At 70.2% G+C, this 16,220-nt stretch carries 15 protein-coding genes; 5 read left to right on the top strand and 10 right to left on the bottom strand.

The genetic code is table 11. The annotated features are described in order from the left end of the window. Positions 1-44: 44 nt before the first annotated feature. Positions 45-1,850, top strand: coding sequence for an ABC transporter ATP-binding protein (locus tag QRN16_RS17080; RefSeq protein ID WP_285188433.1), 1,806 nt, complete (start codon positions 45-47; stop codon positions 1,848-1,850). Further along, positions 1,843-3,654 carry an ABC transporter ATP-binding protein gene (locus QRN16_RS17075; protein ID WP_285188431.1) on the top strand — a complete coding sequence of 604 codons (1,812 nt, stop codon included), beginning with the start codon at positions 1,843-1,845 and terminating at the stop codon, positions 3,652-3,654. The genes QRN16_RS17080 and QRN16_RS17075 overlap by 8 nt, the downstream gene beginning before the upstream one ends. 15 nt (positions 3,655-3,669) lie before the next feature. On the opposite strand, the gene QRN16_RS17070 is transcribed toward QRN16_RS17075, so the two are convergent. From QRN16_RS17070 to QRN16_RS17030, 9 genes are read right to left on the bottom strand one after another with little or no spacing between them, the layout of a single operon-like run. Beyond that, a complete protein-coding gene (locus QRN16_RS17070) occupies positions 3,670-4,854 on the bottom strand; it encodes a lipase family alpha/beta hydrolase (protein WP_056447435.1) in 1,185 nt (394 codons plus the stop codon). A 16-nt stretch (positions 4,855-4,870) separates the two neighbouring features. Then, the gene (gene curA / locus QRN16_RS17065) at positions 4,871-5,887 is read right to left on the bottom strand and encodes an NADPH-dependent curcumin/dihydrocurcumin reductase (RefSeq protein WP_285188427.1); all 1,017 of its coding nucleotides are present in this window, start codon (positions 5,885-5,887) and stop codon (positions 4,871-4,873) included. Between the two features lie 11 nt (positions 5,888-5,898). After that, positions 5,899-7,296 (bottom strand): acyl-CoA synthetase, encoded by a 1,398-nt coding sequence (locus tag QRN16_RS17060; protein WP_285188425.1) that lies wholly within the window; start codon positions 7,294-7,296, stop codon positions 5,899-5,901. A 13-nt stretch (positions 7,297-7,309) separates the two neighbouring features. Beyond that, positions 7,310-7,522, bottom strand: a complete 213-nt coding sequence (locus QRN16_RS17055; protein WP_056447430.1) for a hypothetical protein — start codon at positions 7,520-7,522, stop codon at positions 7,310-7,312. Positions 7,523-7,578: 56 nt separating this feature from the next. After that, positions 7,579-8,118 (bottom strand): DUF6584 family protein, encoded by a 540-nt coding sequence (locus QRN16_RS17050; protein WP_056447428.1) that lies wholly within the window; start codon positions 8,116-8,118, stop codon positions 7,579-7,581. A gap of 8 nt (positions 8,119-8,126) precedes the next feature. Further along, a complete protein-coding gene (gene dapC / locus QRN16_RS17045) occupies positions 8,127-9,215 on the bottom strand; it encodes a succinyldiaminopimelate transaminase (RefSeq protein WP_222650504.1) in 1,089 nt (362 codons plus the stop codon). Positions 9,216-9,268: 53 nt separating this feature from the next. Further along, the gene (gene fdxA / locus QRN16_RS17040) at positions 9,269-9,592 is read right to left on the bottom strand and encodes a ferredoxin (protein WP_027503879.1); all 324 of its coding nucleotides are present in this window, start codon (positions 9,590-9,592) and stop codon (positions 9,269-9,271) included. Positions 9,593-9,603: 11 nt separating this feature from the next. Further along, positions 9,604-10,431 carry a hypothetical protein gene (locus QRN16_RS17035; RefSeq protein ID WP_222638170.1) on the bottom strand — a complete coding sequence of 276 codons (828 nt, stop codon included), beginning with the start codon at positions 10,429-10,431 and terminating at the stop codon, positions 9,604-9,606. After that, a complete protein-coding gene (locus tag QRN16_RS17030) occupies positions 10,428-12,995 on the bottom strand; it encodes a bifunctional FO biosynthesis protein CofGH (RefSeq protein WP_222638331.1) in 2,568 nt (855 codons plus the stop codon). The genes QRN16_RS17035 and QRN16_RS17030 overlap by 4 nt, the downstream gene beginning before the upstream one ends. Positions 12,996-13,055: 60 nt before the next feature. Here QRN16_RS17030 and QRN16_RS17025 point away from each other — a divergent pair, with 60 nt between their 5' ends. Genes QRN16_RS17025 through QRN16_RS17015 form a run of 3 tightly spaced genes read left to right on the top strand, consistent with a single transcriptional unit; the run spans position 13,056 to position 15,840 of the window. Further along, the gene (locus tag QRN16_RS17025) at positions 13,056-13,574 is read left to right on the top strand and encodes a PH domain-containing protein (protein ID WP_027503881.1); all 519 of its coding nucleotides are present in this window, start codon (positions 13,056-13,058) and stop codon (positions 13,572-13,574) included. After that, positions 13,571-15,085: a PH domain-containing protein gene (locus tag QRN16_RS17020; RefSeq protein ID WP_056447421.1), complete on the top strand. Its 1,515-nt coding sequence runs from the start codon at positions 13,571-13,573 to the stop codon at positions 15,083-15,085. Before QRN16_RS17025 ends, QRN16_RS17020 begins: the two co-directional genes overlap by 4 nt. After that, on the top strand, positions 15,082-15,840 hold the full coding sequence (locus QRN16_RS17015) for a uracil-DNA glycosylase (RefSeq protein WP_056447629.1): 759 nt from the start codon (positions 15,082-15,084) through the stop codon (positions 15,838-15,840). The genes QRN16_RS17020 and QRN16_RS17015 overlap by 4 nt, the downstream gene beginning before the upstream one ends. On the opposite strand, the gene QRN16_RS17010 is transcribed toward QRN16_RS17015, so the two are convergent. Further along, positions 15,813-16,214, bottom strand: coding sequence for a hypothetical protein (locus QRN16_RS17010; RefSeq protein ID WP_027503883.1), 402 nt, complete (start codon positions 16,212-16,214; stop codon positions 15,813-15,815). The two genes, QRN16_RS17015 and QRN16_RS17010, sit on opposite strands and share 28 nt — an antisense overlap. Positions 16,215-16,220: the final 6 nt, after the last annotated feature.

Here is a 16,220-nt window from a genome sequence, read left to right as displayed (position 1 = left end):
GTACGGCTCGATGAGACAGTCGAGCGGTACGTGAGGAGTCGTGTGTGTCCACCGGAGTGCTCGATCGCGGAACGAGACGTGCGGTCGAGGCGTCCTCCGCGACGGTGACCTCGTCGCTCCGCCGCTTCGCCCCGTTCCTGGCGCCGTATCGCTGGTACTTCGTCGGGTCCATCGTGGTCTCGCTGATCGCCACGCTCACCGGCCTGGTGATCCCGCTCGTCATCCAGAGCATCATCGACGGCCCGATCACCCGCGGCGACGTCGCCGGCGTGTGGTGGCCCGCGGCGCTCGTGCTGCTGCTCGGAACGATCGACGCCGCCGGCATCTGGATCCGCCGGTACCTGGTGTCGGGGCCGTCGAGTCAGTTCGAGATCACGGCACGCGCGCACGTGTTCGCGAAGCTGCAGCACGTGTCGGTGGCCGCGCACGACAGCTGGGAATCGGGCCAGCTGCTCTCCCGCGCCATCTCCGACCTGTCCGCGCTGCGCCGCTTCGTCGCCTTCATCGGACCGTTCATCATCATCAACGCGGTGACCCTCGTCGTGGGACTCGGTGTCCTGCTCTCCCGCGCATGGCAGTTCGGCGTCATCATGCTCGTCGTGGCGATCCCGCTGGTGTGGGCGTGTGTCCGGTTCGAGGAGCTCTATCGCGTCGTCGCACGCGACGCCCAGGACCAGGCCGGCGACGTCACCACCACCGTCGAGGAGTCCATCCACGGCATCCGGGTGCTCAAGGCGTTCGGCCGCAGCGCGCACCTGGGCCGCCGCTTCCTCGCGCAGGCCGCGACGCTCCGCACGACCGAGCTGACCAAGGTGCGGTACCTCGCGATCCTGTGGACCGTCATCGTCGGACTGCCACCGGTGGCCGTCGGCGGCATGCTCGCCTACGGGACGTACGCCATCGTGACGGGGACCCTGACGGCCGGAACCCTGGTGGCGACCATGGCCATCGTCGCCTTCCTGCTGTGGCCCATCGAGTCCTTCGGTTTCCTGCTCGCCGAGTTGAACAACGCGCGGACGGCGGCGGATCGGTACTGGGAGATCATGGACACCCCGGACACCATCGTCGATCCGGCATCGCCCGTCCCCCTGCCCGATCCGGTGCGGGGGCACATCCGCGTCGACCACGTCTCCTTCGCATTCCCGGACGCGTCCGACCACCTCCTGCACGACGTCACGTTCGAGGTGCGTCCGGGCGAGACGGTGGCTCTCGTCGGCAACACCGGAACGGGGAAGTCCGTCCTGACGGCGCTGATCCCTCGGCTGTTCGACGTCGACGGTGGCGCCATCACTCTCGACGGTGTCGACGTCCGATCGATGCGGCTGGCGGATCTGCGCTCGGTGGTCTCGGTCGCCTTCGAGGAGCCGGTGCTGTTCTCGGCCAGTGTGCGCGAGAACGTCGCGCTGGGCCGTCCCGACGCGACGGACGAGGACGTCGCGGAGGCACTCGAGATCGCGCACGCGACGGACTTCGTCGAGAAGCTCCCGTGGGGCCTCGACACCCGGATCGGCGAGCAGGGACTGAGCCTGTCCGGAGGTCAGCGCCAGCGTCTGGCGCTGGCGCGGGCGGTGCTCGGCCGGCCCCGCGTGCTGGTGCTGGACGATCCGCTCTCCGCGCTCGACGTGGACACCGAGGCGAAGGTCCAGCGCCGGCTGCGCACCGTGCTCGCGCACTCCACGACCGTGCTGGTGGCGCACCGCCCCTCGACGGCCGCGCTCGCGGATCGCGTCGTGCACCTCGGCCACGGCACGGTGATGGAGACCGGGACGCACGAGCACCTGCTCGCCACCTCGGCGGCGTACCGCGACGTGATGGGCTCGATGTCCGGACCGGAGCGAGACCGTGGCTGACACCGACTGGCGAGGCGTCGGCGGTGAGGACACCGACGTGGACCGGGCCGGCAACCTCGTCCTGGCCGGTCGCTCACGTCGACTGCTCTTCTCGCTGCTGCGCCCGCACCGCCGCCGCACGGTCCTCGCGATGGCGATCATCTTCCTGGACAACCTGGCGTTCGTCGCCGGACCGCTGTTCATCGCCCACGCCCTCGACACCGGCGTCGCCGCTGCCGTCGACGGACGATGGGCGCCGCTGGTGTGGACCGTGGCGGGATACGTCGTGGTCGGGTTCCTCGGCGCCGCCACGACGTACGCGTTCCTCATGGTCTCGGGGCGCCTGAGCCAGGACATCCTGTTCGATCTGCGCGAGCGGGTGTTCCGCCACACGCAGGCACTGTCGCTGTCCTTCCACGAGAAGTACACGTCCGGCAAGGTCATCTCGCGACTGACGAGCGACGTCGAATCGCTGCAGACGCTCCTCGAGAGCGCGCTCAACGATGCGTTGACCGCGATCCTGTCGATGGTCTCGATCGCGATCATCCTGTTCTGGCTCGACGTTCCGCTGGCCCTCGTCGTGCTCGCGGGATTCGTTCCGCTGCTACTGATCACACGCTGGTCGCAGCGCCGCCAGCGCCGCGCCTACCGACGCACCCGGGTGTCCATCGCGCGCGTCGTGGTGCACTTCGTCGAGTCGATGGTCGGCATCCGCGCCGTCCAGGTGTTCCGCCGCGAGCGCCGCAACGACGCGATCCTGCTCGCGGAGGACACCGAGTACCGGGACGCCACCACCACCGCGCTGCGCGGAATGGCGAGCTACACCGGCATCGTGCGCTGGATCGGCAACGCCACCCTCGCCGTCATCGTGGTCGTGGGCAGCATGCGGGTCATCGGCGGTGCCCTCGACATCGGCGTGCTCGCCGCCTACGTGCTGTACCTCCGCCGCTTCTACGGGCCGCTCGACGAACTCGCGCAGGTGTTCAACGCGTACCAGTCGGCCGCGGCGGCGCTCGAGAAGATCTCGGGCGTGCTCGAGGAGGAACCGACGGTGGCGCCTCCCACCACCCCGGTGCCGATCGGAATCACGGCCGGCGACGTGGAGTTCGACCGGGTCTCGTTCGGCTACGCCGCGGACGCGCTGGTGCTGCAGCCCTTCTCGCTGCACGTGCCGGCCGGACAGGTGGTCGCCATGGTCGGCGCCACCGGTGCCGGCAAGTCGACGGTGGCCAAGCTCCTCGCGCGGTTCTACGACCCCACGGACGGCCGGATCCGTCTCGACGGCATCGATCTCCGCGACCTGGCCGACGACGACCTGCGTCGCAACGTCGTCATGGTGACGCAGGAATCGTTCCTGTTCTCCGGATCGATCGCGGACAACATCCGCCTCGGCCGACCGTCCGCGACCGACGACGAGGTGCGGGCGGCCGCCGACGCCGTGGGCCTCACCCCGTTCCTGGCCGCACTGCCGCGAGGCATCGACACCGACGTGCGCAAGCGCGGTGGACGTCTGTCCTCCGGACAGCGACAGCTGGTGGCCTTCGCGCGGGTGTTCCTCGCCGCACCGTCGGTGATCGTGCTCGACGAGGCCACGTCCAGCCTCGACATCCCCGGCGAGCGCCTGGTCCAGCGCGCCCTCGAGACGATCCTGCACGGTCGGACCGCACTGATCATCGCGCACCGCCTGTCGACGGTCGCGATCGCGGACCGCGTTCTCGTCATGGCCGACGGACGGATCGTCGAGGACGGCACCCCGGAGGCCCTCGTCGCCGGCGACGGCAGGTTCGCGCACCTGAACACGGCGTGGCAGGAGAGCCTGGTCTGACGCGGGACGGTGGTCTCAGGCCACCGTCTCGTCCGGCTCGGTGACGTCGTCGATCTCGGCCGGTGTCGCGTCCGCCATGAGTTCGGTGAGGACGTCGAGCACCCGCGGATCCGACAGCAGCGCGAGGTGCCCGGTGCCGACGAGCGTGTGCAACTCCGTCATCGGCCCCCGTGCGCTGCGCAGCGTCACCAGTCCGTCTCCCACGGCGTCGGCCCACCAGGCCGTGTCGTCGGCGGCCAGGGTGGCGGCGACCGCGACGTGCCGGATCCCGGGGGCGAGCGCCACGTCCGTGGCCAGTCTCAGGTCGTCCACGCCGCGGCTGCGGACGTCGAGCAGGTCCGCCCACACCGCCGTCTGCCGCACCTTCCGCAGGGCACGGGAGAGGTGGTACACGCCCGTCGCGAGCGGTGCGCCCTCGTGCGGGGTGCCCAGGTAGCAGGCCGTGCGCACCAGCGGCAGCCAGGTCGCCCTGCTCGCCTCGACCGCACAGGCACGCCGCACCACGAGCCCGCCCATCGAGTGCCCGACGAGGTCGATCCGCTCGACGGGGACGGGCCAGACCGCGATCAGCTCGTCGAGGAGGCCGGCCAGTGCCGCCCCGTTGTCCTCGATCCCGGCGCCCGTGTTGTACCGCAGACAGACCGCGCTGATGCCGTGCGCGGCCAGCGCCTCGCCGTAACTGCCCCGCCCGTCGTGGCGGTAGTACCAGGCCTGCTCGGTCTCCCCCAGCCCGTGTACGAGCACGGCGACGTGACCCGTGGCCTTCGGATACGCGGTGGTCAGCATCGCGGTGTCGTTCCCGACGATGCGGCGCTCGTGATGCGGCCCGAGTTCCACCGTCAGGTCGTTGCCCTCGGCGGCGAGCCGGTCGCCCAGCAGCCCGTTGACGGCGCCGACCACGACCGATCCGGCCGCGGTGGACGTGACCGCGTGGGACACGCGGTCCTCGGGCAACAGCCGGGACACCGCGGTGACAGCCTCGGCGGCCGCCACACCGCCCCCGCGCACAGCCTCGTAGACCAGGTCGGCGATGCCCTCGTTCAGGATGCGCACGGGTGCCGCGGAACGGCCCAGCACCCCGAACACCACATCGTTGATCGCGCGGTGGGTCCCCTGGACAGGGCGGCTGAGGATGTCGATGGCCGTGGCCACGACGTCGGCAGCGCCCGCTACTTCGTTCCGATCGCGATTCGAGTGCACACGTGTACTCTAACCGTCACGCCACCTTGACGACGAGCTTGCCGAAGTTCTTGCCTTCGAGCAGCCCGAAGAACGCGTCGGGAGCGCTCTCGAGACCCTCGACCACGTCCTCCCGGTAGCGGAACGACCCGTTCTCGATCCACTCGGCGACCTCGCGCAGGAAGTCCTTGTAGAGCTCCGGGACGAATTCGCTCTGGATGAAGCCGCGGATTGTCAGGCTCTTCGTCAGCACGCGCGTGAAGAAGCCGGGCAGCCGATCCGGGCCCTCCGGTGCCTGCATGTCGTTGTACTGCGCGATCAGACCGCACACCGGCACGCGTGCGTAGAGGTTGAGCCGCGGGAGCACCGCCTTCGCGACGGCGCCGCCCACGTTCTCGAAGTAGACGTCGATGCCGTCCGGAGTCGCGGCCTTCAACTGATCCTCGAAGTCCGGGGCGCGGTGATCGACGGCGGCGTCGAAGCCGAGCTCGTCGATCAGGTACGCACACTTCTCGGGACCGCCGGCGATGCCGACGGCACGCGCACCCTTGATCTTCGCGAACTGGCCGACGGCCGAGCCGACGGGCCCACTGGCTGCCGCGACCACGACGGTCTCCCCCGCCTTCGGCTGCCCGATCTTCGTCATGCCGGAGTACGCGGTGAAGCCCGGCATCCCCAGCACGCCCAGCGCGGTGGACACGGGCGCCTTCTCCGGATCCAGCACTCGCACGGACGACGCGTCGACCACCGCGTGCGACTGCCACCCGGTGTAGCCGAGCACCACGGCGCCGACCGACACGGCGTCACTGCGGGACTCGATCACCTCGGAGACCGTGGCGCCCACCATCGTGTCGCCCACCTCGACGGGCTCCGCGTACGACTCGGCGTCGCTCATCCGGCCGCGCATGTACGGGTCCAGCGACAGGTACAGGGTCTTCAGCGAGACCTGACCGTCACCGACCTCGGGGAGATCGACCGTCTCGGTCCGGAAGTTCTCGGCAGTGGGTGCGCCGGTGGGACGAGAGGCCAGGACGATGCGAGTGGAGGAGGTCATGCCTCCCGACGCTACTCCAACAGGTTCTTGCGGACCTTGCCCATCCCGTTCCGCGGCAACGAGTCCACCACGCGTACCTCACGCGGGCGCTTGTGCACCGAGAGCTGTTGTGCCACAGAGTCTACGACTGCTCTCGGCTCCACCTCGTCACCCACGACGAACGCCACGATGCGCTGGCCGAGATCGTCGTCGGGCAGTCCCACGACCGCCACCTCACGCACTCCAGGAACACCGAGGATCGCCGTCTCCACCTCGCCCGCGCCGACGCGGTACCCACCGGTCTTGATCAGGTCCGTCGACTCCCGGCCGACGATCCGATGGAAGCCCGCCGGGTCGATCGCCGCGACGTCTCCCGTCCGGAACCACCCGTCGTCCGTCCAGCAGGCCGCGGTGGCCTCCGGCTTGTTCAGGTAACCGTCGAAGAACCGGCCGCGCACCTCCAACGAACCGATGGACTCCCCGTCGCGTGGGACCTCCGACCCGTCCTCACCGCGCAGCCGAGTCTCGATGCCGCGCACCGGAACTCCGACCCAACCGGGTCGTCGCTCGCCGTCGGCGCGCGTACTCAGCGTGATGAGGGTCTCGCTCATGCCGTAGCGCTCGATCGGCTCGAGACCCGTGAGAGCGGCGATCTTCTCGAACACCGGCACCGGCAGCGGGGCACTGCCCGAGATCAACAACCGAGCGTGCGACAGCGCCGCGGCGGACTCCGGGTCGGCCGCCACTCGCGACCACACGGTGGGAACCCCGAAGTACATCGTTCCCCGCGCCGCGGCGTACCGCTCCGCGGAGGGCTTGACGGTGTGGATCACTCGACTGCCGAGTCGCAGCGGACCCAGGACTCCCAGCACGAGCCCGTGCACGTGATAGAGCGGGAGTCCGTGCACCAGAGTGTCGTTCGCCGTCCATCCCCACGCCTCGGCGAGCGCGTCGATGCCGGCGGCGAGCGCACCGCGGCTGAGGATCACGCCCTTCGGAGGGCCCGTGGTTCCCGAGGTGTAGAGCACGAGACCGGTCGTGTCGTCCGACGGCTCCGCGTAGCTGTGCCAGGACCGTGCGTGCATGCGGACCGGGACGACGGGCAGACCGCCGTCGTGCTCGGGCGCGACACCCAGCCACCCGCGGGCACCGGAGTCCGCGAGGATGTGGTCGAGTTCGGTCGGCCCGGAGTCCGGGGGCACCGGCACCACGGCCACTCCGGCGATGAGCGCACCGACCACGGCGACGACGGTGCGGGCGGTCGGTTCGGCGAGGACGGCCACCCGGTCGACGCCCATGATGCGCTCGGCCACCGACGTGGCGGCCCCGAGCAGATCGCTTCGAGAGAGGACGACGTCACCCACGGTGACCGCGTCGTCGGCGTCGCCGCCATGGGTGATCGCGTACGAGTTCAGAGACCGGAGCAGCACACCGAGCAGTCTCTCACGACGCCCGCAGCTGCTCCGTGACCTCGATGCACGTGCAGCCCCCGGCGACCGCGGAACAGTCGACGACGAGGGTGTGCCGGACGGCGTGCAGCAGAACACAGGCGTCGTCGGTGCACTCGACCGCACCGTGCAGGTGGACGACGAGCGTGCCGTGACAGTGGTCGAGAGCGCCGAGACACTCGACGCATCCGGTCAGCGAATCCTTCATGACTCCATCTGTACCACCGGCCCCCGACACGTCCTCGGCCTCGCGACGGCGCGTCGTCAGAAGAAGACGGTGAGAACGGTCGCGATGGACGCGGTGCCGATCATGGCGACCACGAGGACGGCGGCGACCATCTTCACACCGGACCGGGACGCGGCGGGAGCGTCCGACCACTCGTCGAACGCCTCGACATCGACGCCCTCCTGCGCGAAGTAGTGCACCTCGCCGGGCGGCTCCCACTCCTCGCCGCTGGCACGCACCCGCGACTCGAGCACGGCCAGCCGCTCGCGCACGCGGGGCGGATAGGCCCGCGACGGCGCGTTGATGGGCAGCCGACGCGCGAGCACCAGCGGTGTCGGGCACGCGGCGACGAACGAGTCGAGCGCGTGCCGCACCAGCGGGTCGGCGTCGTCTCGATCGGTGAGGAACCAGGCCGCACCGGCACCGGCCGGGTCGTCCATCGCCAGGCACGCGTAGCCGAGGAGGTCGAGCGCGGGTTGCGAGGCGGCGTCCTGATCCAGCAGCGCTGTCAGGCGCTTGCGCGCACTCCATGGTTCCCCGCGGGCCAGATCCTCCTGCGCACGGTCGAGCGCTCCCACGGCCGGGCTCAGACCGTGAGACGGGCGACGGCAGCGGCGATGCGCTCGTCGGTCGCCGTCAGCGCGATGCGGACGTGGGTGCCGCCGTCGGGACCGTAGAACTCCCCCGGAGCGACGAGGATGCCGCGTTCGGCGAACCAGCGCACGGTGTCCCGGCACGGTTCACCGCGCGTGGCCCACAGGTACAGGCCGGCCTCGGAGTGATCGATGGTGAATCCGGCAGCCACCACGGCGGCGGCGAGCGCGGTCCGACGATCGCGGTAGCGCTCGCGTTGCACGTTCTCGTGCTCGTCGTCACTCAGCGCCGCGGTCATGGCCGCCTGCACCGGAAGGGGAACCATCATGCCCGCGTGCTTGCGCACCGCGAGCAGTTCCGCGACCAGGGCGGGATCGCCGGCCACGAAGCCGGCGCGGTAGCTCGCGAGGTTCGACGTCTTGGACAGCGAGTGCACGGCCAGCAGGCCGGTGGTGTCCCCGCCGCACACCTCGTCGTCGAGGATCGAGACGGCGCGTCCCTCCCAGGTGAGTCCGAGGTAGCACTCGTCCGACACGACGATCGTGCCGCGTTCGCGGGCCCACTCGACCACCTTGCGCAGGTGGGCGACACCGAGCACCCGGCCACTGGGATTGGACGGCGAGTTGACGAACATCAGGGACGCGCGTTCGGGACCGAGACGCGACACCCCGTCCGCGCGCAGTGTGCGGCATCCCGCGAGCAGGGCCCCGACCTCGTAGGTGGGGTACGCCAATTCCGGGATGACGACGAGATCGTCCGGGCCGAGCGCGAGCAGGGTCGGCAACCAGGCGATGACTTCCTTGGTTCCGATCACCGGCAGGATCGAGCGTTCGTCCAACCCACCGATGCCGTAGCGGCGTGCGAGCGCACTGACGGCGGCCGCCCGCAGCTCGGGTGTGCCCACTGTCGTGGGGTACCCCGGCTGCGCGGAGGCCGCCGCGAGAGCGTCACGGACGACGTCGGCGACCGGGTCCACCGGCGTACCGACGGACAGGTTCACGATGCCGTGCGGATGCGACCGCGCCAGCGCGGTGACGTCGGCCAGCGTGTCCCACGGGAACTCGGGCAACAGGCTCGCCACGGATCGACGAACAGCGGGCGACCGACGCGAGACGACGGGTGCGTCCGTCACGCTCAGTTCTCACCCATGGGGGGCAGAGCCTTGATGAACGGCGGGTCGTAGTCGGTCTTGCCGACCTTGGCCGCGCCACCGGGTGAGCCCAGTTCGTCGAAGAAGTCGACGTTGGCGCTGACGTAGGCGGACCACTGCTCGGGGACGTCGTCCTCGTAGAAGATCGCCTCGACGGGGCACACCGGCTCGCAGGCACCGCAGTCCACGCACTCGTCGGGCTGGATGTAGAGCATGCGTCCACCCTCGTAGATGCAGTCGACAGGGCATTCCTCGATGCATGCCTTGTCGAGGACATCGACGCACGGTTCAGCAATCGTGTACGGCACTGAGGTTCTCCTTAGCCTTTCCGAACTCTGAGCGTGTCGCGGCCCCGCGGGGACGCGTTCGACGCGGACGTGCTGTTCTGCTCGACCCACCGGCGCCCCAGCTTCGCAGCTCGGGACAGTGCGCCGCGCTCACCGAAGTACCCGGCGACCGCACCGACCACGGGCAGGTTACCGAGCCATCTGTAAACGGTACGGCTGCGGGGCCGCTTGTCCAATTCGTCGGTGACGGCCTTGAGGATCTTGGTGACCGACCACAAGGTCGACAGCAACGCGAACGGGGACCGGGACAAGCGACCGGACGGCTCGGTGACACGGCTGTCGTCCGTGACGCCGTCGACGTCGGGTTCGGGCGCGTGGATGCTGGCACCCTTCGGCAGCTCGCGGTTGCACAGCACCGATGCCAGCAGGCGGACCTGCTCGTCCTGCTCGGTGATGCCGTACTCGCGGGCGACGGCCACCAGGACGATGGCCTGGTTCGCGAACCCGAGGACGTCGCCGAGCGGGAGTCGGCGAGCGAGTACACCGAAGATGCCGGGGAACGCCACCGCCACGGTGCCGATCCCGCCGACGCGGCCGACCCACCACGAGACACGCTGGTCGACGGTCATCGACTCCCACGCCTTGGTTCCCGGTGTGTCGGCGGCGTCGAACACCGACGCGACGGCGTTCAGCGCCGCGTCGACCTTCGTGCCGTTCGCGTCCGCCTGCTCGCGGAACGTGCGCTTCTTGAGGCCGAGCGGGTCGCGGTCCGCGAGCAGTTCGAGGACCGGCACGATCACGCGCACCGCGGCCTTGAGAACTCCGGCGACGCGCTCGTCGCCCAATCGATCAGCGCTCATGCTGCTTCCGTCCGGTCTGCGTAGGCGGTGGTGCGCTCGACTGCGCGTCGTCCGATTCCCTCGGCGATCGCGTGTAGTTCCTCGACGGTCTTCTCCGATCCGTGCTGCGATCCCGCCATCCGCGAGATCGTCTCCTCCATCAGCGTGCCACCCAGGTCGTTGGCGCCGCCGTTCAGCATCACCCGAGTTCCCGTCACGCCGAGTTTCACCCAGCTCGTCTGGATGTTGTCGATGCGGCCGTGCAGCATGATCCGCGCCAGTGCGTGGACGGCCCGGTTGTCGCGCTGCGTCGGTCCGGGTCGTGACGCCCCCGCCAGGTACAGCGGCGAACTCTGGTGCACGAACGGCAGCGGCACGAACTCGGTGAAACCCCCGGTGCGGTCCTGGATCCGCTTGAGCACGTTCAGATGTCCCACCCAGTGCGAGGGATTGTCGACGTGGCCGTACATCATCGTCGAGCTCGACCGCAGTCCCACCTCGTGCGCCGTGGTGACGACGTCGATCCACGTCTGGGCGGGCAGCTTGCCCTTGGTGAGCACCCAGCGGACCTCGTCGTCGAGGATCTCCGCCGCCGTCCCGGGGATGGTGTCCAGCCCGGCCTCCCGCAGTTCGGTCAGCCAGTCGCGCACCGACTGGCCACCGCGCGACGCACCGTTGACGATCTCCATGGGCGAGAAGGCGTGCACGTGCATCGACGGCACCCGCGCCTTCACCGCGCGCACCAGGTCGGCGTATCCGGTCACGGGCAGCTCCGGATCGATGCCGCCCTGCATGCAGACCTCGGTGGCGCCGAGGACGTGCGCCTCCCAGGCCCGGTCGGCGACCTCGCTGGTCGACAGCGAGAACGCGTCGGCGTCGCCCTTGCGCTGGGCGAAGGCGCAGAAGCGGCACCCGGTGTAGCAGATGTTGGTGAAGTTGATGTTCCGATTCACGACGTACGTGACGTCGTCACCGACGACGTCACGGCGCAGCTGATCGGCGAAGGCGGTCACCGCGTCGAGCGCCGCACCCTCGGCGGTGGCCAGCGCCAGGTACTCCTCGTCGGTGCAGTTGCCGGGATCCTTCTCCGCGGCGCGGAGGGCGGCGACCACGTCGCGGTCGACGCTGTCCAGGGTCGCGAGGTGCGCCACCTGCTCGCGGATGGACTCCCAGTCGCCGAACGCGCTGCCCATGTCGCTGCGCGTCTCGGTGTTGCGACCCTCGGTGTCGATGCCGGTGTTGAGGTCGACGCGGCCGGTGGACTCCCACACCTCGTCGGGTTCCTGCCACGGCAGGCCGGACGGGATCGTCTCCGGCACCGCCAGCCCGGTCGCGTCGTCGGCGAGCGCACGCACGTGCGCCGAGATCCGCGGATCGATCCACGGTGAGCCCGCCAGGACGTACCGCGGCTGCACCGCCGTGCGTTCGGTCAGCGTGAAGCCGGCGTCCGCGGACAGCTGCGCGAGAGTGTCGAGGTTCGGCCACGGCCGCTCGGGATTGACGTGATCGGGGGTGAGCGGCGAGACACCGCCCCAGTCGTCGACGCCCGCGGCGAGCAACGCCGCGCACTCCTGCGCGGACACCAGATTCGGCGGCGCCTGGATGCGCATGGCCGGGCCGAGAAGGATACGGGACACGGCGATGGTGGCGAGGAACTCCTCCAGGCCGGCATCGGGCGCGGAGCGCATCGCGGTGTCGTCCTTGGCCAGGAAGTTCTGCACGATCACTTCCTGCACGTGACCGAATGCCTTGTGCGACTTCCGGATCGCCATGATCGACTCGGCGCGGTCACGGATCGTCTCGCCGATGCCCACGAGGATGCCGGTGGTGAACGGAACGGTGAGACGACCGGCGTCGGTGAGCACGCGCAGACGCACCTCGGGGTCCTTGTCGGGGCTGCCGTAGTGGGCCTGCCCCTTCTCCTCGAACAGTCGACGCGAGGTGGTCTCGAGCATCATGCCCATCGACGGTGCGACCGGCTTGAGGCGCGACATCTCCTCCCAGCTCATCACTCCGGGATTGAGGTGCGGGAGCAGACCCGTCTCCTCGAGCACGCGGATCGACATCGCCCGCAGGTAGTCCAGCGTCGAGTCGTAGCCGCGCGCGTCCAACCACTCCTGCGCCTCGGGCCAGCGGGCCTCGGGGCGGTCGCCGAGCGTGAACAACGCTTCCTTGCATCCCAGTTCGGCACCGCGCCGCGCGATGTCGAGCACCTCGTCGGCCTCGAGGAACATCCCGTGCCCCTCGGCGCGCAGCTTGCCGGGGACCGTCACGAACGTGCAGTAGTGGCACGTGTCCCGGCACAGCCGGGTGAGGGGAATGAACACCTTGCGCGAGTAGGTCACCGTGCCGGGGCGGTTCTCGGCGAGCAGTCCCGCGTCCCGCACCCGCGCCGCGGACGCGCACAGATCGGTCAGGTCGTCACCGCGGGCGTGCAGCAGCGTGGTCGCCTCGTCGACACTGATCACCACACCGTCGCGGGCACGGCGCAGCGCACGCCGCAGCGCCGATGCGGTCGGTGCCGGGCTGTCGGGAGGCGTCACTCGGGTGTCGGCGCGCGCGGGAGTACTCGGATCGGGCAACATCGTCACCGTTCGATCATGCGCCCTCCGGCCGGAGGCGTGCCACAGCAGGGGTGATGCGACGTGTCCGACAACAGTCCCGGTGTGGTCCTCACCGATCCCGCGCATCGCCCCGATCCGCGGGCGAAGATTCTGTGGGCCGTGGCAGCCGCCCTGCTGTGGCTCCCGGTGGTCGTCGCCGTGATCGTGTGGGCCGTGGTGCTCGCGGTGAACGTCGAGCGCCCGTCCTGGACGCCCGTGGTGGCCGCTGCCGTCGCCGTGGTGGTCCTCGCGGGAGCGCACGTGACCATCGCGCCGCAGTGGCGCTATCGGGTGCACCGCTGGGAACTGAGCGACACCGCCGTCCACACGCGCACCGGCTGGGTGACTCAGGAACGGCGCATCGCTCCCCTGTCCCGAGTGCAGACCGTCGACACCGAGCGCGGGCCGCTCGACCGGGCACTCGGACTGGCCACCGTGACGGTGACGACCGCGTCCTCCGCGGGAGCTCTGGAGATCGCGGGGCTCGACCTCGCGACCGCCGATCGCACCGTCGCCGCCATCACCGCGGCGGCCGCACGCTCACGAGGCGACGCCACGTGACGCAGGACGCCGGCCTGCGCGTCGACGAGTTGCCGTGGCTACGACTCGACAAGCGCATGCTCCTGATCCACCCGGTCACCGAGCTGGTCCGCCTGCTGCCGGTGCTCCTGGTGTCCCTCGTCCTCGGATCGCAGAGCGGCACGCACGTCTGGGGCCTGATCGTCGTGGTCCTCCTCGTGGGCGCGGCGATCCTGCGCTGGTTCACCACCGGGTACCGCATCGGCTCGGACGACGTCCAGCTGCGCCGCGGGCTCTTCCAGAAGAAGGTGCTCTCCATTCCGCGTGGTCGCATCCGCAGTGTGGACGTGCGAGCCGGGCCGCTGCACCGACTGCTGGGACTGTCGATCCTCACCGTGGGCACCGGTCAGCAGAAGTCGGACAAGGCCGACTCGTTCGAGCTGAACGCCCTCGCCTCGAACCTGGTCCCCGCCCTGCGTGAGGAGTTGCTGGCGGGCACCGGCCGGACGGTGGGAGTGGATCCGGTCGCAGTGACCGAACCCGCCGTGACGCCCGAACGTGAGATCGCCCACTTTCGCACCGGCTGGGTTCGATTCGCCCCCTTCACGGCCACGGGCATCGTCGTCGTCGGTGCCGGATTCGGGCTCGTGTTCCAGTCCGGGTTCGCCGGTGACATCGCCTCTTCGCCGGCCCTCGACGACACCTATCAGGCCGTTCTGCGCCTCGGCATCGTGGTCGCGGTGGTCGTCGCCGCGGCCCTGCTGCTCGTCGTGTCGAGCATCGTCTCCGTGGTGCGCTACCTGGTCGTCTACGGCAACCTCTCCGTGACCGACGACGGCACCAGGCTCCGCGTCGGCCACGGACTGCTGTCGACGCGGCACACGACGCTGGACCGCGACCGCCTCCGCGGCGCGACGCTGCGTCGACCGCTGGTCCTGCGGTGGGCGCGCGGAGCACGCCTGGATGCCGTCATGACCGGGGTGTCCGCTTCGGAGAAGGAGTCGTCGCTGCTCCTGCCACCCGCTCCCCTGCCGGCCGCCCGCCACACGATGGACGACGTGCTGGCGGGTCTGCCGGAGAGCGCGCCGGCCACGGTGACACTGCAGAAGCACGGACCGGCGGCTTTGCGGCGCAGGCTCACCCGCGCCGTCGGGCCGGTCCTGCTGGTCGCTGTCGCACTCCTCGTGGTCCGGTCGACCGGCCGGGACGTCCCGATCGCCGCGTGGATCGGCGTCGCGCTCCTCGTGGTGGCCGCCGTCGCCCTGGCGCTCGATCGGTACGCCGCCCTGGGCCACCGTGCCCACCCGGGAGTTCTGATCACCGAGCACGGCAGCCTCGACCGGCGACGCGTCGTCCTCGACACCGACGGCGTGGTCGCCTGGGGTGTCCGGCAGACCTTCTTCCAGCGACGGGCCGGTGTCGCGACCATCGTCGCCGCCACCGCGGCCGGCACGGGCCGCTACACGGTCCTCGACGTACCCGCCGACCACGCGTGGTCGATCGTCGAGAGCGCTCAGCCCGGTGCCGGCGACGTGTGGGTCGAGCGCCCGTGACACCCGCCTCCGGTACACCCCGGAGCATCCCCGAACTCGATGTGGCGGTGTCGGAGTGCCGCGCGTGTCCGCGCCTGGTGGAGTGGCGTGAGCTGGTGGCGCGCGAGAAGCGTGCCGCGTTCCGTGACGAGACCTACTGGGGCCGACCGGTTCCGGGTTTCGGCCCCGTGGACGCTCGGCTGCTGATCGTCGGCCTGGCGCCGGCGGCTCACGGCGCGAATCGCACCGGGCGGATGTTCACGGGCGACCGCAGCGGCGACGTTCTCTACGCGGCCATGCACGCCGTCGGCCTCGCCACGCAGCCCACGGCGACCCACATCGCCGACGGCCTCGAGTTGATCGGCACGCGCATCACGTCGCCGGTGCACTGCGCTCCCCCGGCCAACAAGCCGACACCGGAGGAGCGCGACCGGTGCCGTCACTGGTTGGAGACGGAACTGCACATCCTGGCGCCGACCGTTCGGGCAGTGATGGTCCTGGGCGGATTCGGCTGGCAGGCACTGCTTCCGGTCCTCGACGGCGCGGGGTGGACAATCCCCCGACCGCGCCCGAAGTTCGGCCACGGTGCGCACGTCGTGCTGACGTCACCCGAGAAGGAGTTGCCGGACCTGCATCTGTTCGGGTGCTTCCACGTCAGCCAGCAGAACACCTTCACCGGACGGCTCACGCCGGCCATGGTGGAGCAGGTGCTCGCCGCGGCGGCCGACGCCGCCGGAATCGACAGGAGTCAGCCGCGTCCGAGTTCGGCGAACTGACCCATGCGCAACGCGAACAGTTGCACCACAGCGGGAAGCAACCCGCCTGCCACGAGGACCAGGGTGCGCCAGTCGGCCACGACGAGCACGTCTCCACCCGGTCCCCCCAGCATGGCCAGCACGAGACCCACGAAGAATCCCGCGACCGGGAGAGCGGCGCGGGAGACGTTGTGCGTCACCGAGAACGCGACCCGCACGAGGATCACGTTGACGATGCCGGCGAGGACACCACTGACGGGGAACGGAGTGCTTCCGAGATACAGCGGGAGGAACAGCACTGCGGTCACGGCGCACAGGAACCCGTCGAGCACCAATGCGCCGACGATCGACGCCTTGATGCCGGACACCACGCCCTCCCCGGCGTGGCCCGTCATCGCGCC

Source organism: Rhodococcus sp. MEB041, assembly GCF_030208955.1.
GTDB lineage: Bacteria > Actinomycetota > Actinomycetes > Mycobacteriales > Mycobacteriaceae > Rhodococcoides.
The sequence above is the reverse complement of the archived record's forward strand: the minus strand, read 5'-3'. Positions and strand labels throughout refer to the sequence as shown.

What these genes read in the sequence shown, in the direction of transcription:
- curA (WP_285188427.1), bottom strand. Translation starts at nt 5,887, where the DNA reads ATGACCTCCTCCACTCGCATCGTCCTGGCCTCTCGTCCCACCGGCGCA.
- QRN16_RS17055 (WP_056447430.1), bottom strand. Translation starts at nt 7,522, where the DNA reads ATGAAGGATTCGCTGACCGGATGCGTCGAGTGTCTCGGCGCTCTCGAC.
- QRN16_RS17035 (WP_222638170.1), bottom strand. Translation starts at nt 10,431, where the DNA reads ATGAGCGCTGATCGATTGGGCGACGAGCGCGTCGCCGGAGTTCTCAAG.
- QRN16_RS17030 (WP_222638331.1), bottom strand. Translation starts at nt 12,995, where the DNA reads ATGTTGCCCGATCCGAGTACTCCCGCGCGCGCCGACACCCGAGTGACG.
- QRN16_RS17010 (WP_027503883.1), bottom strand. Translation starts at nt 16,214, where the DNA reads ATGACGGGCCACGCCGGGGAGGGCGTGGTGTCCGGCATCAAGGCGTCG.